Annotated in this window: 23 protein-coding genes; 12 read left to right on the forward strand and 11 right to left on the reverse strand. The window is 73.5% G+C overall.

All coding sequences use genetic code 11. From position 1 onward, the window contains the following. Positions 1-86 precede the first annotated feature (86 nt). Both GHR20_RS25450 and GHR20_RS25455 read left to right on the forward strand, forming a co-directional pair. Positions 87-413, forward strand: a complete 327-nt coding sequence (locus GHR20_RS25450; protein ID WP_148023988.1) for a nuclear transport factor 2 family protein — start codon at positions 87-89, stop codon at positions 411-413. 119 nt (positions 414-532) lie between these two features. Then, a complete protein-coding gene (locus GHR20_RS25455; protein ID WP_243878131.1) occupies positions 533-1,807 on the forward strand; it encodes a serine hydrolase in 1,275 nt (424 codons plus the stop codon). A gap of 257 nt (positions 1,808-2,064) precedes the next feature. On the opposite strand, the gene GHR20_RS25460 is transcribed toward GHR20_RS25455, so the two are convergent. Next, positions 2,065-2,823 carry an SDR family oxidoreductase gene (locus GHR20_RS25460; RefSeq protein ID WP_153814477.1) on the reverse strand — a complete coding sequence of 253 codons (759 nt, stop codon included), beginning with the start codon at positions 2,821-2,823 and terminating at the stop codon, positions 2,065-2,067. Positions 2,824-2,963: 140 nt separating this feature from the next. Here GHR20_RS25460 and GHR20_RS25465 point away from each other — a divergent pair, with 140 nt between their 5' ends. The 4 genes from GHR20_RS25465 (at position 2,964) to GHR20_RS25480 (ending at position 7,682) form a co-directional block, all read left to right on the forward strand. Continuing rightward, positions 2,964-4,277, forward strand: coding sequence for a multidrug effflux MFS transporter (locus tag GHR20_RS25465; protein WP_153814478.1), 1,314 nt, complete (start codon positions 2,964-2,966; stop codon positions 4,275-4,277). Continuing rightward, complete coding sequence (locus GHR20_RS25470) at positions 4,217-5,398, forward strand: serine hydrolase domain-containing protein (RefSeq protein WP_153814479.1); 1,182 nt, start codon at positions 4,217-4,219, stop codon at positions 5,396-5,398. The genes GHR20_RS25465 and GHR20_RS25470 overlap by 61 nt, the downstream gene beginning before the upstream one ends. A 430-nt stretch (positions 5,399-5,828) precedes the next feature. Continuing rightward, positions 5,829-6,821 carry a small ribosomal subunit Rsm22 family protein gene (locus GHR20_RS25475; protein ID WP_243878132.1) on the forward strand — a complete coding sequence of 331 codons (993 nt, stop codon included), beginning with the start codon at positions 5,829-5,831 and terminating at the stop codon, positions 6,819-6,821. A gap of 117 nt (positions 6,822-6,938) precedes the next feature. After that, positions 6,939-7,682, forward strand: coding sequence for a bifunctional DNA primase/polymerase (locus tag GHR20_RS25480; protein ID WP_153814480.1), 744 nt, complete (start codon positions 6,939-6,941; stop codon positions 7,680-7,682). 24 nt (positions 7,683-7,706) lie between these two features. Here GHR20_RS25480 and GHR20_RS25485 read toward each other — a convergent pair whose 3' ends face one another. The 7 genes from GHR20_RS25485 to GHR20_RS25515 form a co-directional block, all read right to left on the reverse strand. After that, on the reverse strand, positions 7,707-8,699 hold the full coding sequence (locus GHR20_RS25485; protein WP_153814481.1) for a hypothetical protein: 993 nt from the start codon (positions 8,697-8,699) through the stop codon (positions 7,707-7,709). Continuing rightward, positions 8,659-9,531: an iron uptake transporter permease EfeU gene (gene efeU, locus GHR20_RS25490; RefSeq protein ID WP_111582243.1), complete on the reverse strand. Its 873-nt coding sequence runs from the start codon at positions 9,529-9,531 to the stop codon at positions 8,659-8,661. The genes GHR20_RS25485 and efeU overlap by 41 nt, the downstream gene beginning before the upstream one ends. Positions 9,532-9,534: 3 nt before the next feature. Then, entirely contained in the window at positions 9,535-10,782 is a 1,248-nt protein-coding gene (gene efeB, locus GHR20_RS25495; protein WP_153814482.1) for an iron uptake transporter deferrochelatase/peroxidase subunit, read from the reverse strand. Between the two features lie 15 nt (positions 10,783-10,797). Then, positions 10,798-11,934 carry an iron uptake system protein EfeO gene (gene efeO / locus GHR20_RS25500; RefSeq protein ID WP_153814483.1) on the reverse strand — a complete coding sequence of 379 codons (1,137 nt, stop codon included), beginning with the start codon at positions 11,932-11,934 and terminating at the stop codon, positions 10,798-10,800. Between the two features lie 90 nt (positions 11,935-12,024). After that, positions 12,025-12,870 (reverse strand): heme ABC transporter ATP-binding protein, encoded by an 846-nt coding sequence (locus GHR20_RS25505; RefSeq protein ID WP_153814484.1) that lies wholly within the window; start codon positions 12,868-12,870, stop codon positions 12,025-12,027. Beyond that, positions 12,867-13,949, reverse strand: coding sequence for an iron ABC transporter permease (locus GHR20_RS25510; protein WP_153814485.1), 1,083 nt, complete (start codon positions 13,947-13,949; stop codon positions 12,867-12,869). Before GHR20_RS25510 ends, GHR20_RS25505 begins: the two co-directional genes overlap by 4 nt. Continuing rightward, complete coding sequence (locus GHR20_RS25515) at positions 13,946-14,950, reverse strand: ABC transporter substrate-binding protein (protein WP_153814486.1); 1,005 nt, start codon at positions 14,948-14,950, stop codon at positions 13,946-13,948. Before GHR20_RS25515 ends, GHR20_RS25510 begins: the two co-directional genes overlap by 4 nt. Before the next feature lie 102 nt (positions 14,951-15,052). Between GHR20_RS25515 and GHR20_RS25520 the strand changes: the two genes are divergently transcribed. The 4 genes from GHR20_RS25520 to GHR20_RS25535 all read left to right on the forward strand — a co-directional run bounded on the left by GHR20_RS25520 (position 15,053) and on the right by GHR20_RS25535 (position 19,973). Beyond that, complete coding sequence (locus GHR20_RS25520; protein ID WP_153814487.1) at positions 15,053-16,435, forward strand: HtaA domain-containing protein; 1,383 nt, start codon at positions 15,053-15,055, stop codon at positions 16,433-16,435. A gap of 39 nt (positions 16,436-16,474) precedes the next feature. Continuing rightward, on the forward strand, positions 16,475-17,989 hold the full coding sequence (locus GHR20_RS25525) for an HtaA domain-containing protein (RefSeq protein ID WP_153814488.1): 1,515 nt from the start codon (positions 16,475-16,477) through the stop codon (positions 17,987-17,989). Positions 17,990-18,208: 219 nt separating this feature from the next. Then, the gene (locus GHR20_RS25530; RefSeq protein WP_153814489.1) at positions 18,209-18,853 is read left to right on the forward strand and encodes a PhzF family phenazine biosynthesis protein; all 645 of its coding nucleotides are present in this window, start codon (positions 18,209-18,211) and stop codon (positions 18,851-18,853) included. A gap of 85 nt (positions 18,854-18,938) precedes the next feature. After that, on the forward strand, positions 18,939-19,973 hold the full coding sequence (locus GHR20_RS25535; RefSeq protein WP_153814490.1) for a tetratricopeptide repeat protein: 1,035 nt from the start codon (positions 18,939-18,941) through the stop codon (positions 19,971-19,973). A gap of 19 nt (positions 19,974-19,992) precedes the next feature. Here GHR20_RS25535 and GHR20_RS25540 read toward each other — a convergent pair whose 3' ends face one another. Further along, positions 19,993-20,640, reverse strand: a complete 648-nt coding sequence (locus GHR20_RS25540) for a biliverdin-producing heme oxygenase (protein ID WP_111582252.1) — start codon at positions 20,638-20,640, stop codon at positions 19,993-19,995. Positions 20,641-20,795: 155 nt separating this feature from the next. Next, the gene (map, locus tag GHR20_RS25545) at positions 20,796-21,653 is read right to left on the reverse strand and encodes a type I methionyl aminopeptidase (protein ID WP_148023974.1); all 858 of its coding nucleotides are present in this window, start codon (positions 21,651-21,653) and stop codon (positions 20,796-20,798) included. A 62-nt stretch (positions 21,654-21,715) separates the two neighbouring features. Here map and GHR20_RS25550 point away from each other — a divergent pair, with 62 nt between their 5' ends. Then, the gene (locus tag GHR20_RS25550; RefSeq protein ID WP_111582254.1) at positions 21,716-21,955 is read left to right on the forward strand and encodes a hypothetical protein; all 240 of its coding nucleotides are present in this window, start codon (positions 21,716-21,718) and stop codon (positions 21,953-21,955) included. Here the strand turns inward: GHR20_RS25550 and GHR20_RS25555 are convergent, their stop codons facing one another. Continuing rightward, a complete protein-coding gene (locus GHR20_RS25555) occupies positions 21,956-23,233 on the reverse strand; it encodes an MFS transporter (protein ID WP_153814491.1) in 1,278 nt (425 codons plus the stop codon). It abuts the gene before it with no gap. A gap of 161 nt (positions 23,234-23,394) precedes the next feature. Between GHR20_RS25555 and npdG the strand changes: the two genes are divergently transcribed. Further along, complete coding sequence (gene npdG, locus GHR20_RS25560) at positions 23,395-24,099, forward strand: NADPH-dependent F420 reductase (RefSeq protein ID WP_111582256.1); 705 nt, start codon at positions 23,395-23,397, stop codon at positions 24,097-24,099. The last annotated feature ends 2 nt before the right edge of the window (positions 24,100-24,101 follow it).

Below are 24,101 nucleotides of genomic sequence, written 5' to 3' on the forward strand. Positions count from 1 at the left end.
ACCACCGACACACCGGTCACACCATCGGACGCGTCCCGTCGCGTGCTCCAGTGGCGGGGTCACGACGCCGGTGTGAGCCTGACGCCATGACGATTCAGCCAGCCAAACTCAGCGATCCGGCCGTCCGGGCCTTCGTCAACGCCGTCAACTCCCATGATCGCGAGGGCTTCCTGGCGCTGCTCGCGCCCGACGCGACCATGTCCGACGACGGCTCCGACCGCGATCTCGCCGACTGGATCGACCGGGAGATCTTCTCGTCCCACGGCCATCTGGACGTCGACAACGAGTCCCGCGGCGGCCGTGCCCTTGTCGCCCGCTACCGGAACGACACCTGGGGCGAGATGAACACCAGGTGGAGCTTCACCGTCGACGAGGACGGACTGATCTCCCGCTTCGAGACCGGTCAGGCGTGAAGCTGCTCACGTTGGCTGCGTCACGTTATCCGGTCAGATTTTCATAACGTGGCAAATTCCCTGGCCGTCACCACCCTTGGGTGCCGAATCCGCTGCTCGGCGCGGTGTACCGTCCCGGGGTGCGCGAATCATCCCGGCTCAGCCGGCGTGCCGTCCTCGGGCTGACGGCCGCCGCCCTTCCCATGTCCGCCGCGGCCCTTCCCCTGGCCGCCGCCCCGGCCCTGGCCGCGTCCCCGGCCACCGCCATCGGCGGTGAGCGGCTGGCCCGCCGCGGTCTCCAGGCGGACGGCGCCGCGGCGGTGCCCGTGAAGCTGCTCACCGCCCGCGCCTGGCTGGTCGCCGACGCGACGACCGGCGAGGTGCTCGCCTCCTTCAACGCCCACCAGCGCCTCGCGCCCGCGTCCACGCTGAAGATGCTGTTCGCGGACACCGTGCTGAACAAGTTCGACCGCACCGAGAAGTACACGGTCAAGGACTCCGACATCGCCGACGTCCCGGCCGGCTCCAGCCTCGTCGGGGTCAAGGCGGGCATCACCTACACCGTCGAGCAGCTCTGGCAGGGCGTCTTCCTGCGCTCCGGCAACGACGCCGTGCACGTCCTCGCGCACATGAACGGCGGCATCGCCAGGACCGTCGCCGAGATGCAGGCCAGGGCGCGGGACCTCCAGGCCCTCGACACCCATGTGGTCAGCCCCGACGGCTTCGACCACCCCGGCCAGCTGTCCTCGGCGTACGACCTCACGCTCTTCGCCCGGCACGGGCTGGCGAACCCCGACTTCCGGGGCTACTGCGGCACCCGTATCGCGAACTTCCCGGCGGGCGGCAAGAAGACCTTCCAGATCCAGAACACCGACCGCCTGCTCAGCGGGGCGTGGGGTCTGAAGACGTACGACGGCCTGATCGGCGTGAAGAACGGTTACACCAGCCACGCGGGCAACACCTTCACCGGGGCCGCCACCCGTGACGGCCGCACCCTGCTGGTCACGGTCATGCACCCGGCCACCGGCAGCAACGCCGTCTACGAGCAGACCGCCGCCCTCCTGGACTGGGGCTTCACCCACGGCCGTACGGCCCGGCCGGTGGGCGCGCTGGTGAAGCCGCTCAGCGAGGGCGGCGCGCCCGCGACGGCGGTGCCCGGGCACGGGCAGGCGGCGGGCGCGTCGGGCGCACCGGGCAAGGGCCCCTCCGCGGAGCGCCTCGCGGAGGGTGCGGCGGGCACCGCGGCGCTGCTCGCGGCGGCCGGCGGTTTTCTGCTGTGGCGCCGCCGCCGGGCCAACGCGACCCGGGACGCGGCCGGTACCCACCGGCCCCCCGCGCCCCGCGCGGCGGAGCCGGACCCCCAGGAGCCCCCGGCCCCCACGGAGCAGCCGGGCGGCGGCCGGCACCGGCGCTGACGGTCGGGCCGCACCGGCACTGACCCCGGACCGCACCGGCGCTGACGTCGTGCGACGGTCGTCCCGCCGCCGGTGGGATGGCCGGTGCGATGGGACGACCGCCGCATCCCCCCCCTCGCGATGGTCTCGGAATGCGACTGCCCAAGTGTGAAGCTCTTGTGGAGAAGAGTTGAGCACAGGGCCTCAACCGGCCGCAATACCCGGGGCGTTGGAATTCCGCGCGCACGTATGTGCGTATGGCTGGCGGGAGTTGGTGATCAGCCCCGCCCGATGTACGGCATCGCCGTCGCCAGCACCGTCACGAACTGCACATTCGTCTCCAGCGGCAGCTCCGCCATGTGCCGTACGGTGCGCGCCACTTCGGCCACGTCCATCATCGGCTCGGGCACCGTCTCGCCGTTCGCCTGGAGCACGCCGCTGCTCATCCGCCGGGTCATCTCGGTCGCCGCGTTGCCGATGTCGATCTGCCCGACCGCGATCCGGTACGGACGCCCGTCCAGGGAGAGGGACTTGGTGAGACCGGTCAGCGCGTGCTTGGTCGCGGTGTAGGCGACCGAGTGCGGGCGGGGCGCGTGTGCGGAGATGGAGCCGTTGTTGATGATCCGGCCGCCCTGCGGGCGCTGCTCCTTCATCGTCCGGTACGCCGCCTGCGCGCACAGGAACGCCCCGTTCAGGTTGGTGTCCACCACGTGCCGCCAGGCGTCGTAGGGGAGTTCCTCGACCGGGACCCCGCCGGGTCCGAACGTGCCCGCGTTGTTGAACAGCAGATCCAGCCGGCCGAACCGGTCCACGGTCGCCGCCAACAGCGCCGCCACGTCCTCGGGCACCGCCACATCGGTGCGCACGGCGATCGAGGGCGCCCCGGGTGCGAGCGCGGCCGTCTCCTCCAGCGTCTCGACGTGCCGTCCGGCCAGCGCCACCGACCAGCCGCCGCGCAGCAGCTCCACGGCGACCGCCCGGCCGATCCCGGAACCGGCGCCGGTCACCACCGCGATCTTCGATTGGGTGTCAGTCATGGCACGGAGCGTAGGCGGCCCGGTCGTCGCTCATATGTTCCTCGGCACTTTGTCCGAGCTGGGAACATGGGAGCCGCGCTGAAGTGGAAGTTTCAAGCAGGGCGTCCCGGCCCGGACGCCCCGACCCAGGGAGGGAACCCATGCCCGAGCACGCGGCGGCACCTGCACCGCGGACGGACCAGGACGACGACCGTACGGAGAACACCACCGCGTCCCCGGCCGCCCGCCGCACCGGCCTCCTCGTCACCTTCGTCCTCGGCGGCCTCACCGCGACGCCCCCGCTCGCCATGGACATGTACCTCCCGTCGCTGCCGGAGGTCACCCGGTCCCTGCACGCGCCCGCCGCCACCGTCCAGCTCACCCTCACCGCGTGCCTGCTGGGCATGGCCCTCGGGCAGCTGGTCGTCGGCCCGATGAGCGACCGCTGGGGCCGGCGCCGCCCGCTGCTGACCGGCCTCGCCGTGAACCTCGTGGCGACCGCCCTGTGCGCCCTCGCCCCGAACGTGGAGACCCTGGTCGCCTTCCGGCTGGTCCAGGGTCTCGCGGGCGCGGCCGGCATCGTCATCGCGCGGGCCGTCGTACGCGATCTCTACGACGGTGTCGCCATGGCCCGCTTCTTCTCCACCCTGATGCTGATCTCCGGGGTCGCGCCGGTCGTGGCGCCGCTGATCGGCGGGCAGATCCTGCGGGTGACCGACTGGCGCGGGGTGTTCCTGGTGCTCACCGTGATCGGGGCGCTGCTCGGCGCGCTGGTCTGGCTGCGGCTGCCCGAGACGCTGCCGCCCGCCGAGCGCCACGGCGGGGGAGTGGGGCACGCGCTGCGTTCGATGCGGACGCTCCTCGCGGATCTGCCCTTCACCGGCTACATGCTGGCCGGCGGCTTCGCCTTCGCCGCGCTGTTCGCCTACATATCGGCCTCGCCCTTCGTGATCCAGGAGATCTACGGCGCCTCGCCGCAGACCTTCAGCCTGCTGTTCGGCCTCAACTCGGTCGGTCTGGTGGTGGCCGGGCAGATCAACGGCAAGGTGCTGGTCGGCCGGGTCAGCCTGGACAAGGTGCTGGCCGCCGGGCTCGCGGTGATCACGCTCGCGGCGACCGCGCTGCTGCTGATGTCCAGCGGCGTCTTCGGCGAGGTGGGCCTCGCGCCCATCGCCGCCGCGCTGTTCGTCCTGATGTCCGCGATGGGCCTGACCATGCCCAACGCCCAGACCCTCGCCCTGCTGCGCACCAAGCACGCCGCCGGGTCCGCGTCCGCGCTGCTCGGCACCTCCTCCTTCCTCGTCGGCGCGGTCGCCTCGCCGCTCGTCGGGATCGCCGGTGAGCACACCGCCGTCCCGATGGCCGTCGTCCAACTGGCGGCCGCACTGGTCGCGGGGGCCTGCTTCGTGGGACTGTGCCGTCCCTGGAACACGCGGGAGAACGCGCGTGCGGGGTCGGAAGGAGACGAGAGCTGAGCGCACCGAGACTGCGCGCCGACACCCCGCAGCGGGCCGGGCTGGACCCCGAGGCGCTCGGGCACCTGGCCGGCGAGGTGCGCGCCCTCACCGCCGGACCGCGCCCCTGGGCGGCCGGCGCGGTCGTGGTGGCCGGGCGCGGGCCCGTGATCGCCGTGGCCGAGGCGGCGGGCTGGGCCGTGCGCTACTCCTCCTACGACCCCCGCACCGACACCGGCGTCGAGCTGCGCCCCGAGGACCGGGTGCCGGCCACCGTCCACACCCCCTTCGACCTGGCGTCCCTGACCAAGCTGTTCACCTCGGTCGCGGCGGTGCAGCAGATCGAGCGCGGCACCGTGGCCATGGACGCCCAGGTGGGCCACTACCTGCCGGAGTTCCGGACCCTGTCCCAGCACCGGGTCACGGTACGGCAGCTGCTCACCCACACCTCCGGGCTGCGCCCCGAACTCCCGCTGTACGACTGCCCGGACCGCACCGCCCGGCTGACGATGCTGCGCACCGAGGCGCCGTCGGCCCCGCCCGGCGGCTACCGGTACTCGGACCTGAACATGCTGCTGCTCCAGTTCGTCCTGGAGCGCGTCACCGGCCGCAGCCTCGACGTCCTCGTGCGCAACGGCATCACCCGGCCGCTCGGCATGACCGCGACCGGGTTCGGGCCCTGCCCGGGGGCGGCGGCCACCGAGGACCAGTGGCGGCCGTGGGCCAAGGCCGACCGGGGGATGCTGCGGGGCGTCGTGCACGACGAGAACGCCTGGGCGCTCGGCGGTATCGCGGGGCACGCCGGGCTCTTCTCCACCGGCCGCGACCTCGCCGTCTTCTGCCGCGCCCTGCTCGCCGGCGGCTCCTACGGCCCGGCGCGCATCCTCGCCCCCGAGTTCACCGACCTCCTCCTCGCCCGGCCCGGCCTCGGCTTCGCCCTCGACCAGCCCTGGTTCATGGGCGCCCTCTGCGGCCGCGGCGCCGCGGGCCACACCGGCTTCACCGGCACGTCCCTGGTCCTCGACCGGGCGACGGACACGTTCCTGGTCCTGCTGGCCAACACGGTGCACCCCCGCCGCCGCCCGGCGGACAGCGCACCGAGGGCGGCCCTCGCGACATGGCTGGCGCGGGCGGTGGTGTGAGGGACCGGCGGGATGGTGCGCGGGGCCGGCCGGCTTCTCGGGCTCGGTCGCATGCCGCCCGGTCGTCCACCGGGTCCGGCCGTGGACGGGTCCGGGCCGTCGACCGGGTCCGGCCGCACGTCCCGACGGCCCGCCCGCCGCGCCGGAGGGCCGACCGGGCCCGCCCGGCCGGCCCGCACGACGGGTCCGCTCGCTCGCCGGATCCGGCCCGCATGCCGGCTCCCCCCGCTCACCGGGGCCACCCGCACGTGGAGCCCGCGCCCGCCGGGGACGACGATCGGGACGTGGTCGGCGCGGGCGGTGGGGTGAGGGGCGCGGGCGAGGCCGGTCCGGGAGACGGGGGATGCCGGTCCAGGTGCCGGGTGATGCCGGTCCGGGAGACGAGGGTCGGCCGGTCCGGCGTGTTCGCCGTGCGCCATAGAATCTCCAGGTGACCGCCCCCGTACCACCGGCCGACATCCTCCGCCGGAGCCTCGCCGAGATGCTCGACGGACTGCCGCCCAGTCAGGCCGCCGGCGCCGTCGAACGGCTCATCGCCACCTATCGCGGCGACACCCCGACCCACGCGCCGATCCTCCGCGACCGCGCCGATGTGGCCGCCTACGCCGCGTACCGGATGCCGGCCACCTTCGAGGCCGTGCGCGCGGCGCTGGGGGCGTTCGCCGACGCCGTTCCCGGGTGGGTCCCCGGCAGCCATGTGGACGTCGGCGGCGGTACCGGCGCCGCGACCTGGGCGGTCAGCGACACCTGGGCCGGCGCCCGCCCGGTGACCGTCCTCGACTGGGCCGAGCCCGCGCTCGCCCTCGGCCGGGACCTGGCCGCCGCCAACCCGGACCTGGCCGGCGCCCGCTGGCAGCGCGCCCGCATCGGCTCCGCGCTCGACCTGCCGCCCGCCGACCTGCTCACGGTGTCGTACGTCCTCAACGAGCTGGCCGAGTCCGACCGCACCGCGCTCGTCGACGCCGCCGCGGCCGCCGCGGGGAGCGTGCTGATCGTGGAGGCCGGGACGCCCGCCGGGTACGCCCGGGTCATCGAGGCCCGCGACCGGCTGATCCGCGCCGGGTTCCGGGTCGCCGCGCCCTGCCCGCACAGCGCCGCCTGCCCGATCGTCCCCGGCACCGACTGGTGCCACTTCTCCGCCCGCGTCCCCCGCTCCTCCCTGCACCGCAGGGTCAAGGGCGGCTCCCTGGCCTACGAGGACGAGAAGTTCTCCTACGTCGCCGCCACCCGGCTGCCCGCCGAGCCCGCCCCCGCCCGCGTCGTACGCCGCCCCCAGATCCGCAAGGGGCAGGTCCTGCTGGACCTGTGCGAGGCGGACGAGCAGCTGCGCCGTACGACGGTCACCAAACGCCACGGCGACCTGTACAAGGCGGCCCGCGACACGGACTGGGGCGCCGCCTGGCCACCGGAACCGTCGATGTGAGGTACGTCTCGCCGCGTCTCGTCCGATTTCCCCCCGTATCCACCTGCCGCCCCCCGAAGCGCACGAAGGTGGGACCATGAGGCATGCTGTCCGCACACCAGCGAGGCGAGGGGATTGATGAGCGCGACGTTCGGCGGCCGCAGCGGCCGCCAGGGCAAACTCTCCCAGTGGCTGCGTGGCCGCCGCCCCAAGGAGGACGTCGCCGACGACGGCGGCCGTGAGGCCCTGCTGCTCGCCGCCGCGGAGGCGGGACTGCCGCTCGCGCCCGCCGCGTATCCGGCGCCCGGCTACCGGTGTTCCTGCGACCGGGTGGGCTGTCCCACCCCGGCCCGGCACCCCGTGTCGTTCGCCTGGCAGACGCAGTCCACGATCGACCGCCCGCAGATCGAGCGCTGGGCCCGCGACCAGCCGCAGGCCAACTTCGTCACCGCGACCGGCATGGTCCACGACGTCCTGGACGTGCCCCTGGAGGCCGGGCGGGCGGCGCTGGAGCGGCTGCTCGCCCAGGGCGTCGAGGTGGGGCCGGTCGCCGAGAGCGACGACGGCCGGATGCTGTTCTTCACCCTCACCCGGGGCACCCCCGAGGACGAGGACGAGTGGTGGCCCTGCGAGCTGGACTGCCACCCCGAGACGATGGCCGAGCACCCCGGACTGCGCTGGCACTGCCGGGGCTCCTACGTCCTCGTCCCCCCGGCCCGCCTGCCCGGCGACGACGGCCGACAGGTCCGCTGGCTGCGCGGCCCGGAGCATCCGCTGCCCGAGCCCCTGACCCTGCTGGAGTCCCTCACCGACGCCTGCGCCCGGCACGCCGCCGGGGAGCCCGCCGCCGACCTGGACCGGCCCTGGCCGCTGCGCCACTGACCCCTGGGGGGCGGCCCCGAGGGGCTACTCGCCCTTCGCCCCCGTCACCCCGGTCACCTTCGCCACGATCGACACCGGCCCCCGGCCCGCCGGGTCCAGCGCGGCCTGCCCGGCCACCGACTCCAGGGTGAGGGACTGGTGGATCTCGCCCGTCGTCAGGGCCTGTACGGCCTTGCCGGGCGAAGGCACCGAGGTGTTCGCGGCGGCGGTCTCCTTCTCGTAGTGGTGCGTGCTGAAGAAGACCAGCGCACCGCCGTCCGCCGTGCGCAGCGCCAGCGGGGCGTGGTCGCCCCGGGTCAGCGGCTGGTCGATGTACTGGCGCACCAGACCCGGCTTGCGGGCCTGCGTCCGGCGATAGGCGCGCAACTCGCTCGTGTTCGGCCCGTCGGCGAACGTCCTGCCGCCCTTTTTCAGGTAGTCGGCGTACGAGCGGCTCACATCCTCGGGCGCCACCGCCAGTCGCGCCGAGGACGCCGGGACCGCCTCGGCCCAGCCGTCCTTGTCCTTGGCGAACTCCGGCACGGCACCCGGCGCCGCCAGCGTCAGATACGCCACCCGCCACCGCTCGCCCAGATCCGCCCGGGTGAACACCAGCAACCAGCGGTAGTTCCCGCCCTTGTTGCCCCGCGCGTCGGCGAGGAACCAGCGGGGCCAGCCCGCCTTCTTCGGGATCGTGATCTTCACGTCCGACAGTTTCAGCGGCACGTGACCGGCGTTGCCGGACGGGCTGTTGACGTGCCCCGCCCTCAGCCGGGCGGCGTCGATGTCGGCGAGCGGCCCGGTGACATAGGGCGCGTCGAGCGAACTGTCGTACGCCTGGTCGGCCTTGTTGTACGCGTCGGTGAAAGCGGCCACCGCCTTCGCGGCCCCGGCCCGGGTGGCGCCGGGCAGCACCTCGCGCTCCCCGTGCACCACCACGCAGCCGCTCGCCGTGAAAGCCAAGGCGGTCAGCGTGGCCGCTGTCAGTGCGTTCCGGTCACGCCGGCGAAGCCGTCGAGGGCTGCGTTCCCTGGTCATCGGGTTCCTTCACCTTCCCCTTCCCGGAGGCGAACCCTACCGGGGCGAGGAACACCGTGAGCACCGGGACCAAGTACAGCGCCCAGACCGTGACCTGGACGACCGTCGGGTCCGGCTGGAAGTTGAACACGCCCTTCAGGAGCGTGCCGTACCAGCTGTCCGGCTCCACGGTGTCGCTGATGTCGAAGGCCAGGTGGGTGAGGCCGGGAATCCAGCCGGCCTCCTGGAGGTCGTGGAAGCCGTACGCCAGCACGCCCGCCGCGACCACGACCAGCATGCCGCCGGTCCAGGTGAAGAACTTCGCCAGGTTGATGCGCAGCGCGCCCCGGTAGAAGAGCCAGCCCAGCACCACCGCCGTGGCGAGGCCGAGGGCGACGCCGATCAGCGGGCGCGGGGTGCCGTCCCCGGCCGCGTGCACCGAGGCCCACACGAACAGGGCGGTCTCCAGGCCCTCCCGGCCGACCGCGAGGAACGCCGTGGCGACCAGCGCGCCGGTGCCCATCGCGAGGGCCGCGTCCAGCTTGCCGTGCAGCTCCGACCGCAGGTGCCGGGCGGTGCGCCGCATCCAGAACACCATCCAGGTCACCAGGCCCACCGCGAGGATCGACAGCGAGCCGCCGAGCGCCTCCTGCGCCTGGAACGTCATCTCCTGGGAGCCGAACTCGAGGGCGCAGCCGAAGCCGAGGGCCAGCGCGATCGCGACGGCGATGCCGGTCCAGATGGGCCGCAGGGCGTCCCGGCGGCCGGTCTTGACCAGGTACGCGATCAGGATGCAGACGACGAGCGACGCCTCCAGACCCTCCCGCAGGCCGATCAGGTAGTTGGAGAACACGGGCTACGCCTCCTTCGAGAACAGTGAACGGCCCCACCAGTCGGCGGCGTCCCGCACGCCCGGCGGGACGGCGAAGACCGCGGAACCCACGTGCTGGATGTACTCGTTGAGCGCGTCGTGCGCCGACAGCCTCCGCTGGAGCGGGATGAAGCCCCGGCGCACATCGCGCTGGTAGGCCAGGAAGAACAGGCCCGCGTCCAGCCGGCCGAGGCCGTCGGTGCCGTCGGTGAAGGAGTAGCCGCGGCGCAGGATGGTGATCCCGGAGTTCGCGTCCGGGTGCGCGAGCCGCACGTGCGCGGTGGGCTTCATCGCCTTCAGGAACGGCGCGTCGTGCTCGCCCGCCCTGCCCACCGGCGCGCCCTCGCGCTTGTCCCGCCCGAACACGTCCTCCTGCTCCTGGAGCGAGGTACGGTCCCAGGTCTCGATGTTCATCCGGATGCGCCGGGCGACCAGGTACGAGCCGCCGCTCATCCAGTGCGGTCCGTCACCGTCGCCGACCCACACGTGCTTCTCCAGCCGGTCGGTCTCGGTGCCCGCGATGTTGCGGGTGCCGTCCTTGAAGCCGAACAGGTTGCGCGGGGTCTGCGCATCCGGTGTGGTGGAGGAGGTCTTGCCGAAGCCGAGCTGGGACCAGCGCACGGCGACCTTGCCGAAGCCGATGCGGGCGAGGTTGCGGATCGCGTGCACGGCGACCTGGGGGTCGTCCGCGCACGCCTGGACGCACAGATCGCCGCCGGTGCGGGTCTTCTCCAGGTTGTCCCCGGGGAACTCGGGCAGGTCGACGAGGGCTTCGGGCCGCTTGCCGCGCAGCCCGAACCGGTCGAAGAGGGAGGGGCCGAAGCCGATGGTCAGGGTCAGCCGGCACGGGGTGAGGCCCAGCGCCTCGCCGGTGTCGTCCGGCGGGGCCTCGGGGAGCCCGCCGTAGGCGCCCTCGCCGACGGCCCTGCCCGCGGTCATCCGCCGGGCCGCGGCCGTCCAGTCCTTCAGCAGCTGGACGAACTCCTCGCGGTCGTCGGTCTTCACGTCGAACGCGGCGAAGTGCAGCCGGTCCTGCACGGGCGTCGCGATGCCCGCCTGGTGGGCGCCGTGGAACTCCACCGCGCCCTCGGCCCCGGCCGCGTCCGCCGCACCGGAGCCCGCGTTCGTCAGCGCCACCGCGCCCCCGGCCGCCACGGCCCCGAGCGCGATCCCGGCCCCGCCCCAGCCGATCAGCGCGCGGCGCGAGGGACGGCTCTGCTCAACTTCCGTCATCTGCCCGGACCCTGCTTACTTCACGACCGCGGCGGCGAGCTTCGACAGCGGCTCGGCGAGCGCGTTCACCGCGTCCGACAGCTCCTTGCGCTGGGTCTCGGTGACCTTGTCGTAGGAGACGAAGTCGTACGAGGACGTGTCCGAGCGGTAGCCGTCCAGCACCTTGTCCAGCGCGGCGAACTGCTTGTCCAGCTCCTTGACGAGCTTCGGGTCGTTCTTCACGGCGACCGGCTTCAGCAGCTCGTACGACTTCTGCGCGCCCTCGACGTTGCCCTTGAAGTCGGCGAGGTCGGTGTGCGAGTAGCGGTCCTCCTCGCCGGTGACCTTGCCGGTGGCGACCTCGTCCAGCAGCTCCTTGGCGCCGTTGGCCATGGAGGTCGGGGTGATCTCGGCCTGGCCGACCCGGTGCTGCCAGTCCTTGAGGTCGCTCACCAGCTGAAGGGCGAGGGTCTTCTCCTCGGCGCCGATCTTCTTGTCGGCCCACAGGGCCTTCTCGAGCCGGTGCCAGCCGGTCCACTTCTGGCCCTTCTCCAGGCCGTCGGCGCGGGTGTCGGTCTTCGGGTCGATGTCACCGAAGGACTCCGCGACCGGCTCGGTGCGCTCCCAGCCCAGGCGCGAGGGGGCGTACGCCTTCTTGGCTGCGTCGAGGTCGCCCGCCTTGATCGCGTCGGCGAACTTCTGGGCGAGCGGCACGGTGGCGTCGGCCTGGTCCTGCGCGTACTGCCGGTACCCGGCGACCGCCTGGTCCAGCTTCGGGTCCCGCTTCGCCGACGCCGAGCCACCGGTGACGGTGAGCTTCTGCCGGACGCCGTGGCCCTTCATGCCGGGGCGGCAGGCTATCTCGTACGACCCCGCCTTCACCTCGGCGGTCAGCGTGTACTTGGTGCCCGGGCCGATGTTCTCCTTCTCCGAGACGATCCGGTCGTCCGGGAAGAGGATCTCCACCTCGGTGGCCCGGGAGCCCTTGTTCTCTATCTTCAGGGTGACCTGGCCGGCCGGGACCGAGGCGGCGGAGGTGTCGCAGGCCGAGTCCGCGGCGGTGACCTGGATGGCGTCGCCGTCCTTGGCCTCGCTCTTGGCGGTGCAGGCCGAAAGGGCGGTCAGTGCGGCCGCGGTGACGGCGGCGATGACGGTCGGACGGACGGCACGCATGCGGACTCCCTGGCGATCCAGTGTGGTGAGGCTGCCCTAACTTACCTGAGCCTTACCCTCCTCCTACCCTCGGGCGACGTGATCCGGCTCTCAGGGCGTCCGCCTCGGACCGACGACGACGCCGCCGGCGTGGCGGGGATGGGCGAACACCTCCACCGGGTGCTCGTACACCTCGGACAGCAGTGCCTCGGTGAACACCTCGGCCGGTGGCCCGTCGGCGGTGACCCGCCCGCCGCGCAGCACCACCACCCGGTGCGCGTAGGCCGCCGCGAGCGCCAGATCGTGCAGCACCACCACCACCGCGTCACCGGCCCGCGCCCGCTCCCGGCACAGCCGCAGCACCGCCTCCTGATGCCGCAGGTCGAGCGCGGCGGTCGGCTCGTCGAGCAGCAGCAGCGGGGCGCGCTGGGCCAGCACCCGGGCCAGCGCGACCCGGGCCCGTTCGCCGCCGCTGAGCGCGCCGAACGGCCGCCCGGCGAAGCCGGTCACCTCGGTCGCCGCCATCGCCTGCGCCACGGCGAGATCGTCCTCGGCGGGCGAGGCCGCGTGCGGCGCCCGGCCCATCCGGACGACCTCCGCCACGGTGAACGGGAAGGCGAGCGCCGCCGACTGCGGCAACACCGCCCGGCGCAGCGCGAGTTCGGCCGCCGTCCACGCGTCGACGGGCCGGCCGTGCAGGCGTACGACACCTCCGGCGGCCGGGACGTCCCCCGCGAGCGCGCCCAACAGGGTCGACTTCCCGGCCCCGTTGGGCCCGACGAGCGCGAGCACCTCGCCGGCCCGGGCGCTCACCCCGACCCCGTCGAGCACCGGCCGGGCGCCCAGCCGTACCCGAAGGGCCTCGGTCTCCGCGAGCACCTCACCGGGGGCGGCGGGAGCGGGCGGCGCGGGAAGGCGGCGCAGCCGTGTCCGGGCCCGGTCGAACAGGGCACTCATGCCCAACCCCCTTGCCTGCGCCGGGTCCTGCGCAGCAGCAGGAAGAAGAACGGGCTGCCGATCAGCGCGGTCAGCACGCCGAGGGGCAGCTCGGCCGGGGCGGCGACGGTGCGCGCGACCAGATCGGCGGCGAGCAGCACCAGCGCGCCGAGCAGGGCGCTGCCCGGCACCAGGAAGCGGTGGCCGGGACCCGCCAGCATCCGCAGCAGATGCGGGACGACCAGGCCGACGAAGCCGATGATGCCCGCGACGCTGACCGCCGCCGCCGTCAGCAGCGCGATCACCAGGACGAGGACGAGGCGCAGCCGCTCCACGTCCACGCCCAGGTGCCGGGCCGGGCGTTCGCCCAGCGCCAGCAGATCGAGGCGGCGCGCGTACAGCGGGGCGAGGCCGAGGCCGAGCAGCGCGCAGGGCAGCACCGCGAGCACCTTCGGCCAGGTCGCCTGGGACAGCGAGCCGAGCTGCCAGAAGGCGATCTGGTTCACGGCGGCGGTGTCCGCGAAGAAGAGGAACAGCCCGATCAGCGCGCCCCCGAAGGCGTTCACCGCGATCCCGGTGAGGATCAGCGTCACCACCTCGGTACGGCCGCCCGCGCGGGACATGGCGTAGACGAGCAGCACCGTGCCGAGGCCGGAGACGAACGCGAGCACCGGCACGGTCCACATCCCGAGGAAGCCGAGGCCGAACGCGATCGCGGCGACCGCGCCCACCGCCGCTCCCGAGGAGACGCCGATGACGCCCGGTTCGGCGAGCGGATTGCCGAACACGCCCTGCATCAGCGCCCCCGCGCAGCCCAGCGAGGCGCCGACCAGCAGCGCCAGCGCGATCCTCGGGAACCGCACGTTCCACAGCACCGACTCGGCCACCCGGTCCAGTCCCGCACCGCCGAGGTGCGCCCGGTGCAGCACCGAGCCGAGGACGTCGGCGACCGGGATCGGGTAGGCGCCGAGGCCCGCGGCGACCGGCACCAGGACCAGCAGGGCGAGGACCAGGGCGGCGGTCACCAGCCAGGTGCCGGGGCGCCGGGCGGGGGCCGGGGCGGGCGCGGTCCGCTCGGCCGGTTTGTCGAGCACGGTCACTTGTCCCCGCCCCCGTAGAGCTGGCGCACCACGGAGGACAGCACCTGGTCGGTGCGCGGCCCGTAGTTCAGCAGCACCCCGTCCTCGACCGAGACGACCCTGCGGTGCATCCCGGCCGGCGTCTCGGCGACCCCCGGGATCTTCACCAGTCCGTCGACGCCGCCCACGGACCGAAGTCCCTCGGTCATGACCAGGATCGCGTCCGGCGCGGCCTGGGCGAGGGCTTCGGCGGTGATGGCGGTGAAGTCCTTGGTGAGCCCGGACGCGGCCCCGGCGTCCACCGCTCCGGCGGCTTCGAGCAGCGAGGTCGCGCCCGAGCCCTTGCCGCCGATGAGATAGACGGAGGCCGAGCCGCGCAGATAGAGGAACGCGACCCGGGGCCGGTCCCTGTGCGCCGGAATCTCCTTGCGCACGGCGGCGATCCGCGCCTCCGAGCGCCGGGCCAGCTCCTTGCCCGCGCCCGGGACGCCCAGGGCGCGGGCCACGGTCTCGATGCGCGGGCTCACGTCGGCCAGGCCCTTGGCCGGGGCGACGACGAGCACCGGGACACCGGCCGCGCGGATCTGGCCGACGGCCTCGGCGGGCCCGGACGTCGTCTCGGCGATGACCAGATCGGGCTTCAGGGACAGCACGCTCTCCGCGGAGACGTCGTGGTTGCGGGTGACGACCGGGAGCCTCGCCGCCTGCCGGAAGGTGGCGGTGATGTCCCGCGCCACGACCCGCCCGCCCAGTCCGAGGGTGAACACGATCTCGCTGAGGCTGCCGGACAGCGGCACGATCCGCCGCGCCTCGCGCACGGTCACCTCGCGCCCGTCGGCCGAGGCGACGGTGACCGGCAGCCGCGGTACGGGGGTGTCCTTCAGCGGCTCCACCCGGTCGGCCGCGGCGCTTGCCGGGGCCTGCGCGGCGGCCTTCGGGGAGCCCCCGCATCCGGTGGCGCCTGTGAGGAGTACGGCCAAGGACACCAGTGCCCCCGCCAGTTGTGTGCGGAACCGTCTCACGGCCTCGTCCCGTTCCCTTCGGTCGGCTTCTTGATCCCCCGAGGGGAGTTTAGGTTAGCCTTACCTTAGTTCGCTACCGGCCGTCGTTTCCGGAGGATTCCCATGCCCGCGCGCCTTCGTGCCCTGGTCACCGTGGTGTGCACGGCCGTCCTGGGAGCCCTGCTGCTCCCGGCCGGTACCGCGCACGCCGCGAGCCGTACCGTGCAAGGGGGACGGCTCGACTGGGGGGTGAAATCCTCCTTCCAGAGCTACGTCACCGGGCCCATCGCCAACGGCGGTTACTCCCTGACCGGGGGCGCCGGAACCGTGGGCAGCAGCCAGTTCCGCTTCCCCTCGGCGACCGGCTCGTACGACGGCGACACCGGGAGACTCGGCGCCTCCTTCGCCGGCGGGGTCCGCTTCGTCGGCCACCGGGCGAGCGGCGGCTACCAGCTCGACCTCACCCTCAGCCGTCCCACCGTCCGGATCTCCGGTACCACCGGCACCCTGTATCTGGACGTCACCGGCAAGGCGAAGGGCACCGGGGCGGTCACGGCGTCCACACAGGTGCCCTTCGCCTCCCTCTCGCTGCGCGGCATCGACATGCGGGGCGCGGGCGGTCAGGTCGTCCTGAGCGGGGTGCCCGCCACGCTCACCGCGCAGGGCGCCACGTCCTTCGCCGGGTACTACACGGCCGGGACCGCGCTGGACCCGGTGAGCCTCGCGGTCGACGTCGAGCCCGCCGGTTCGCCCTCGCCGGGCCCGTCCAGGAGCGCCGGGCACCGGAAGCCCGCCGCGCCAGGCGCCCTCGTGGACGGCGCCGTCGACTGGGGCGTGCGCCGCACCTTCCGCGAGTACGTCAGCGGCGACATCGCCCAGGGCGCGTGGAAGCTCAGCGACGGCGCCCGCGACGGCGGTGCCCTCTTCCGGTTCACGGGGGGCCGGGGAACGTACGCCAAGGGCGGGTTGACCGCCCGCTTCCGGGGCGCGATCCGCTTCACCGGCGAGCACGGACTCGACCTGCGGTTCGGCGCGGTCCAGGTCGCCGTCCACGACGGCGAGGGCACCCTCTACGCCGATGTCACCACCGCGGACGCCACCCGCAAGAAGGTCCCGCTGGTGACCTTCACCGCCAAGGACCTCACCCCCGTCAAGGGCCTCGCCGAACTGACGGAGGCCCCGACCAAGCTCACCGCCGAGGGCGCCAGGGCGTTCGGCGGGATGTACCAGCCGGGCACCGCGATGGACCCCGTGTCCCTCGCCGTCGCCCTCACCGACGACGCCGAGCTGCCCGCCCTGCCCGACCCGGGCCACATCACCGCCACCCCGTCCTCGCCCGCGCCCGCCGCCGCGGCCCCGGCCCGTACGAAGGCCGCCACCGCCGACGACGGCACCCCCGTCCTGCCCCTCGCCCTCGGCGCCGCGGCCGGCGCGCTGCTGCTCGCCGCGGCCGGTGTCCACGCCCTGCGCAGGCACCGCGCCCGCCGCGCCGCCGACGGCAACTGACCCCCGCCCACCCCCTTTCCAAGGAGACGGAAACCACCCATGCCCGCCATCGCTCCCAGACGACTCGCCCTCGCCGCCGCCGTCGCCGTCACCCTCGGCTGCGGCACCCTCACCGCGACCGCCGCCTCGGCCGCCGACGTCCCCCTCACCGGCTACCAGCTGACCTGGGGCATCAAGCAGTCGTACCGCTCCTACGTCACCGGCTTCGCCCAGGGCACCTTCACCGCCACCGGCGGCGCCTCCCAGGCCGCGGGCAACGGCGCCTTCACCTTCACCGACGGCAAGGGGACCTACGACAGCGCCAAGCACACCGTGCACCTGGCCTTCCAGGGCACCCTCACCATCAAGTCCACGCTGCACGGGTTCACCCGGGAGATCTCCGACGTCCAGTACGACAGCGCCACCGGCGCCCTCACCGCCGACCTGGTCTCCGACGGCGGCGCCAAGCAGCAGGACGTGCCGCTCGCCAAGGTCGCCGCGCCGACCGGCCCGGACATGAGCGGCCTCGCGACCACGCTCACCACCGAGGCGGGCGCCTTCCTCGGCAGCTCCTCCTACGCGGGCGCGGCCGGCGACCCGCTGACCGTGGCCGCCCCGAAGCAGACCCCAAAGCCGGAACCGACGAAGACCACGAGTCCGTCCCCCGAGCCCACGAAGACCACGAGCCCGTCCCCGCAGCCGACGAGGACCACGACCCCGAAGCCCACCGGGTCCCCCTCCAAGAGCCCGGCCCCGAAGCCCTCCACGGCTCCCGCCAAGGGCGCCATAGCCGACGGCATCCTCGGCTGGGGCGTCAAGGAGACCTTCCGCACCTACGTCGTCAGCGGCCCGGCCCAGGGGAGGATCACCACCTCGGGCGGCGCCAAGCAGGCGTCCGGCAACGGGGTGTTCACCTTCCCCGGCGCCACCGGCAGCTACGACACCAAGGCCGGCACCCTCTCCGCCGCCTTCAAGGGCGCGGTCAACTTCAGGGGCCATGAGAGCAACGGCACGTACGGCCTCGACCTCACCCTCAGCGATCTGCACGCCAGGCTGAACCACGGCACCGGCACACTGACCGCCGATGTCACCAGCCTCGGCAAGAGGTCCGAGGACGTGGTGCTGGCCGACCTGAAGGCCAAGTCCACCGGCCTCACCGCGAAGAACGACGTCATCACCGTCAACGGCGTCACCGCCACGCTCACCGACGCCGGCGCCAAGGCGTTCAGCGGCTACTACACCAAGGGCACCGCCCTCGACCCGGTCGCCCTGTCCGTGGCCCTGACCGATGCCGCCACCCTCCCGTCCGGCACCGGCGGCACGGGCACGACCGGGGGCACCGGCGGCACGGGCACGGCGGGCGGCTCCGGTACGGCGGGCGGCTCCGGTGCGGGCGGTGCGGCGGCCATGGGCTCCACCGTCGGCGGCGGTGGGGTGGCCGGCGGCAGCCTGGCCTCCACCGGCTCCGACGCCCCGGTCGGCGCCCTGGGCGCGGCGGCCGGGGTCGCCGTCGCGGCGGGCGCGGGCGTGCTGGTCGCGGTCCGCAGGCGCCGCCCGGCGGGCGCCGAGGCGTGACACCGAGGCCATAGGGAGGCATGAGCCCACGGGCCCATCAGACCGGCGGCCCGGTCCTGGACGCTCAGGACCGGGCCGTCCCGTACCCTCGGGTGTTTCGCGGCGGGGGAGCGGGCCGGGCACGCGCTGCCGCCGAGACCCCCGGCACCCCACCCGGTCCCTCCCCGGCGGCGCCCCCGCCTGGGACGCGCTCGCGGCGCACGGTGTTTCAATTCCCCGGTGACCGACTACGACGTACTGCGCGTCTTCTGCGCACCGCACGGCGGCTACGGCAACGAGCTCGGCGTCGTCCGCGACGGCTCCACGCTGCCCGGGCGCGCCGACCGGCAGGCGCTCGCCGCGAAACTCGGCTTCAGCGAGACCGTGTTCGTGGACGACCCCGAGCGCGGCGTCATCGACATCTACACGCCCTCCACGCGGCTGCGGTTCGCCGGACACCCGTGCGTCGGCGCCGCCTGGCTGCTGGACGTGCCCGAACTCGTCGTCCCGGCGGGCACGGTGGGCGCCCGGCAGGACGGCGAGTTCTGCTGGATCGAGGCCCGCCCGGAGTGGGCCGCGCCGCGCACCCTGCGCCGGTACGCCACCCCTGCCGAGGTCGACGCGCTCCCCGTGCCCCCGCCGGGCGAGTGGCGGTACGCCTGGGCCTGGGAGGACGAGGCCGCGGGCCGGGTCCGGGCCCGGGGCTTCCCCGGCCGCGGCGACGGCGTCGAGGAGGACGAGGCCACCGGCGCCGCCGCGCTCCAGCTCACCGGCCATCTCGACCGCGCCCTCAACATCACCCAGGGCAGGGGCTCCCAGCTGCTCACCGCGCCGCAGCCGGCGGGCTGGGTGGAACTGGGCGGCCGGGTCCTCCTGGAGCGCTGACGCCGGCCCGGTTCCCGGACGAGGGTGCGCGTTCCGGCGCAGGGCGGTGGCGCCACCCCGTACGCCGGTTCGAGAGGATGTCCGCATGGCAGAAATCAATCTTGTATCCCAGGCGGAACAGCGTCTCGCGGCAGGCGATCCGGCCGCGGCCCTCTCCCTCTACCTCCAGGTGTGGAACCGTCCGGACGACGAGGTCGCGGACCGGATCGACGACCTCGTCCTCGCATGGGGGGACACCGGCACCGCGCTGGAGATCATGGAGACCGCGGCCACCGGCGGCAACGCCGGGGCCTACGAGGCCATGTCCGCCCTGCTCGTCGAACTCGACCGGCCCGAGGAGGCGTTGATGGCCCTCCGGAAGGCGGCGGACCGCGGCCGTGACGTCACCCTGCGGATCGCCTCGGTCCTCGCCGACGAACTCGGCGACCGGGAACGCGCCGAGACGTACTACCGGCAGGCGCTGACCGACGACGACCCCCAGGCGCTCAACGACTACGGCGCCTTCCTCAGCGAGGACGACGACCGCCTCGACGAGGCCGCCGACCTGCTGCGCCGGGCGATCCGCCAGGGCGACGACATGGCGGCCGGCAACCTCGGCCGGCTCCTGGTCGACGAGGAGAGGTACGAGGAGGCCCTGCCCTGGCTGCGGCAGGCGCTGGCGAACGGATACCGCTCGGTGCTGCCCGTCCTCGGCGAGGCCGAGCACGCCCTCGGCGACACCGAGGCGGCCGGCGTCCACCTGCGGGAGGCCGTCGCCGAGCGGATTCCCGAGTCCCACTTCCCCTACGCGCTGTACCTGGCCGACACCGGCTCCCCCCGGGAGGCCATCGCCCACTACGAGGCCGCCGCCGAGGAGGACGGGGAGATCAACGCCTATCTGAACCTCGCCCTCCTGCACGAGGAGCTGGAGCAGTGGGAGGCGGCCGACCGCCGCTACCGGGACGCGATGGAGCACCGGGACGAGGTCGCCTTCGTCTCCTACGCCCAGTACCTCGCGGACCGGGGCCGGTCCGGCGAGATCGCCGCGCTGCTCGCCCCGGCGGCCGAACTGGGCCTGGACGCCGAGGACATCGCGGAGCTGCGGGAACTCGCCGCCGGGAGCGGACCGGGCGGCCGCTGACCGGGGGCCGGCCGGGCGCTCACGCCGAGAGCGGGAACTCCTCGCCCAGGGCCCGGAAGACGTCCGTGTTCAGGGCGAACGCCCGCTTGCACTCGGCCGTGACGCGCTGCTTCTCCAGGTCGTCCGCCCTTATCCCGTCCAGCAGTTCCCGGTACTCGCGCTTGAACGCGGCCGGGTTGGAGATCTCCTCGAAGACGTAGAAGCGCACCCCGGCGCCCTTCCTGGCGAAGCCCCAGGTCTTCTCCGCCCGGTCGCGGATGATCTGGCCGCCCGACAGGTCGCCGAGGTAGCGGGTGTAGTGGTGGGCGACATAGCCGCCGGGCCACTCCTCGGCGCACTCGCGCACCCGGTCGGCGTACGCCCGGGTCGCGGGCAGGGCGTTCAGTCCCGCCCGCCAGTCCGGGCCCCGCAGATGCGCCAGGTCCTGTTCGAGGGCGGCCAGTCGGAGCAGTTCCGGCCGGACGAACGGACCGGCCACCGGGTCCCCGGCCAGCCGCTCGGCCGCGCTCTCCAGTGCCTCGTAGACGAACCACAGCTGTTCGGTGTAGCGGGCGTAGGCGTCCACGCCGAGCCGGCCGCCGAGCAGATCGCTCATGAACGTCGAGGTTTCCGCCTCCGTGTGCTGCTCGTGGGACGCGGTGCGGATGAGGCACGAGAAGGAGTCCATGACCCACATCCTCTAAGGTAAGGCTTACCTAAGTCAAGAGCTTTACCGACCCCGTGTCGGCAACGTTCCCGACAGTGTGTCGGTAAAACTGTACAAGAGAAAACCCGCCCTCGCAGGGGCGGGTTCGCTCGGTGCCGAAGCCGGTGCCGGCGTGCTCAGGGCAGGGTCAGGATGTCCGCGCCGTCGTCCGTGACCACCAGCGTGTGCTCGAACTGCGCGGTGCGCCTGCGGTCCTTCGTCACGACCGTCCAGCCGTCCTCCCACATGTCGTACTCGTGGGTGCCCAGCGTCAGCATCGGCTCGATGGTGAAGGTCATGCCGGGCTGCATCACCGTGGTGGCGTGCGGGCTGTCGTAGTGCGGGATGATCAGGCCGGAGTGGAACGACGTGTTGATGCCGTGCCCGGTGAAGTCCCGCACCACGCCGTAGCCGAACCGCTTGGCGTACGACTCGATGACCCGGCCGATGATGTTGATCTGCCGGCCCGGCTTGACCGCCTTGATCGCCCGGCTGAGGGCCTCGCGGGTGCGCTCCACCAGCAGCCGCGACTCCTCGTCCACGTCCCCGACCAGGTACGTGGCGTTGTTGTCGCCGTGCACCCCGCCGATGTACGCGGTCACGTCCAGATTGACGATGTCGCCGTCCCGCAGGACCGTCGAGTCCGGGATGCCGTGGCAGATGACCTCGTTGACCGAGGTGCACAGGGACTTGGGGAAGCCGCGGTAGCCGAGCGTGGACGGGTAGGCGCCGTGGTCGCACATGTAGGCGTGGGCCACCTGGTCCAGCTGGTCCGTGGTGACCCCGGGCGCGATGATCTTCGCGGCCTCCTCCATCGCCCGGGCGGCGATCCGCCCGGCGACCCGCATGGCCTCGACGGTCTCCGGGGTCTGCACCTCGGGCCCGGTGTACGGCGTCGGCGCGGGCTTGCCGACGTACTCGGGGCGACGGATGTTCCCCGGGACGGAGCGAATGGGGGACTGTTCCCCCGGTACGAGCAGCGACTGGCCAGACATGTCGGCGAGTCTATCCAGCGGACATGGGGGAACATGACGTTGGTCGGTGAGAGGAGCAGTCCATGGCCCTGTTCAAGAAGCGAACCGTGGGCAAGCCGGGTGAGTGGTACTACTGCCTGGAGCACAAGAAGGTCGAGGAGGGGCCGGACTGTCCGGGCAAGGACCGGTTCGGGCCGTACGCCTCCCCGCAAGAGGCCCAGCACGCGATGGAGTCGGCGGCCGAGCGCAATCTGGAGTGGGAGAACGACCCGCGCTGGCACGACGCCTCCAAGCCGGGTTCCGGGGGCGCCGGGGAGGAGTGATCACGCCTTCGCGGGGGCGGCCTCGGCGCGGCGCTCCCGCATCCGTACCGCGTGCGTGTTCGTCCGCGCGTCGTACGTCATGAGGCCCGGCAGGCACAGCGCGAGCAGGCCCACCGCGCCCGCGCAGGCCAGACCGCCGCACGCGACGGACGTGCGCAGGCCCGTCCACGCGGCGAGGCCGCCCGCGCGGACCTGGCCCAGCTGCGGGCCCACCGAGTAGGACAGCAATTCGATCCCGGCGAGCCGGCCGCGCAGCTCGTCGGGGATCGTCTGGTTCCACATGGCCGACCGGAAGACACCGCTGACCATGTCGAACCCGCCGCCGACGGCGAGCAGGAGCAGCACCAGCCAGACCTCGCGCGTCAGCCCCACCGCGGCCATCGACAGGCCCCAGCCGGCCGCCGCCAGCACCACCATCAGGCCGTGCCGCTGCACCCGCGAGGCCCAGCCGCTGGTCAGGCTCACCAGCAGGGCGCCCGCCGGGATGCTCGCGTACATCAGCCCGAGCGCCCAGTCCGCGTGCAGTTCGTCGGCGAGGAACGGCAGCACCGCGAGCGGCATCGCCAGCGACATCGCCGCGAGGTCCACGACATAGGTGCCGAGGAGTTCCTTGCGGCTCCACGCGTACCGGGCGCCCTCCGCGATCGCCCGCAGCGAGGGCTTCGCGGCCTCGTGGGCGGCGGGGGAGGCCGCGATCGGCAGGATGTACGCCAGCGAGACGGCGAAGGTCAGCGCATCGGCGGCGTACGCCCAGCCCAGGCCCGCGTACGCCACCACCACGCCCGCGAGCGCCGGGCCCGCGACGCCGCCCACGGTCCAGCGCAGCGAGTTCAGCGAGCCCGCGGCGGCCATGTCGTCATGGGCGACGATCCTCGGCCACAGCGAGTCCAGGGCCGGGCGCTGCACCGCGCCGAGCGCGGAGGAGAGCGCGGCGACGACGTACAGCGGCCAGATCGCGGGGCTCGGCAGCAGCGCGTTGAGCAGCAGCGCCGCGCTGAGCAGCCCTTGGCCGGCCTCCGTCCACAGGATCAGGCCCCGCTTGTCCAGCGCGTCGGCCAGCGCGCCGCCGTACAGCCCGCACACGATCAGCGGCAGCAGCTCCACCGCGCCGATCGCCCCGACGGCCGCCGTGGACCCCGTGAGGTCCTTCAGCTGCACGGGCAGCGCGACCAGGGTCAGGAAACTGCCGAAGCCGCTGATCAGCCCCGACTTCCACAGACGTCGGAAGTCGGCGGAGGCCCGCCAGGGAGCGAGATCGGGAAGCAGCGCGGAAGTCACCTGGGCATGCTCCGGACGAACAGGGCGCCGGGGCAACTGCTTTTCTCCGCCGCGCCCGTCGCCGGCCACGCCCGCACGCCTCGCGATCCCGCCCGCACGCCTGCCGGCCGCACTCGTGCTTTCCCGGTCACCGTGCGCACCCGGCGACGTAGAGTCGCCCCATGACCTCTACCGACAGCGCACAGAAGGCCCCCGCCAAGGATCCCTGGGACCTGCCCGACGTCTCCGGGCACGTCGTCGGCGTGCTCGGCGGCACCGGACCGCAGGGCAAGGGACTGGCCTACCGGCTCGCCAGGGCCGGGCAGAAGGTGATCATCGGCTCCCGGTCCGCCGACCGGGCCCGGGCCGCCGCGGACGAACTCGGCCACGGCGTCGAGGGCGCCGACAACGCCGAGGCCGCGCGCCGCAGCGACATCGTGATCGTCGCCGTCCCGTGGGACGGGCACGGCGACACCCTGAAGTCGCTCGCCGCCGACCTGGCCGGCAAGCTCGTCGTGGACTGCGTCAACCCGCTCGGCTTCGACAAGCAGGGCGCCTACGCCCTCAAGCCCGAGGAGGGCAGCGCCGCCGAGCAGGCCGCCGCCCTGCTGCCGGACTCCCGGGTCGCCGCCGCCTTCCACCATCTGTCGGCCGTCCTGCTCCAGGACCCGGAGATCGAGCAGATCGACACCGACGTCATGGTGCTCGGCGAGGAGCGCGCCGACGTGGAGATCGTGCAGGCGCTCGCCGGGCGTATCCCCGGCATGCGCGGCATCTTCGCGGGGCGGCTGCGCAACGCCCACCAGGTCGAGTCGCTGGTCGCCAACCTGATCTCGGTCAACCGCCGCTACAAGGCGCATGCGGGGCTCCGGCTCACCGACGTATGAGC

Source organism: Streptomyces sp. SUK 48 (assembly GCF_009650765.1).
Classification (GTDB): Bacteria; Actinomycetota; Actinomycetes; order Streptomycetales; family Streptomycetaceae; genus Streptomyces.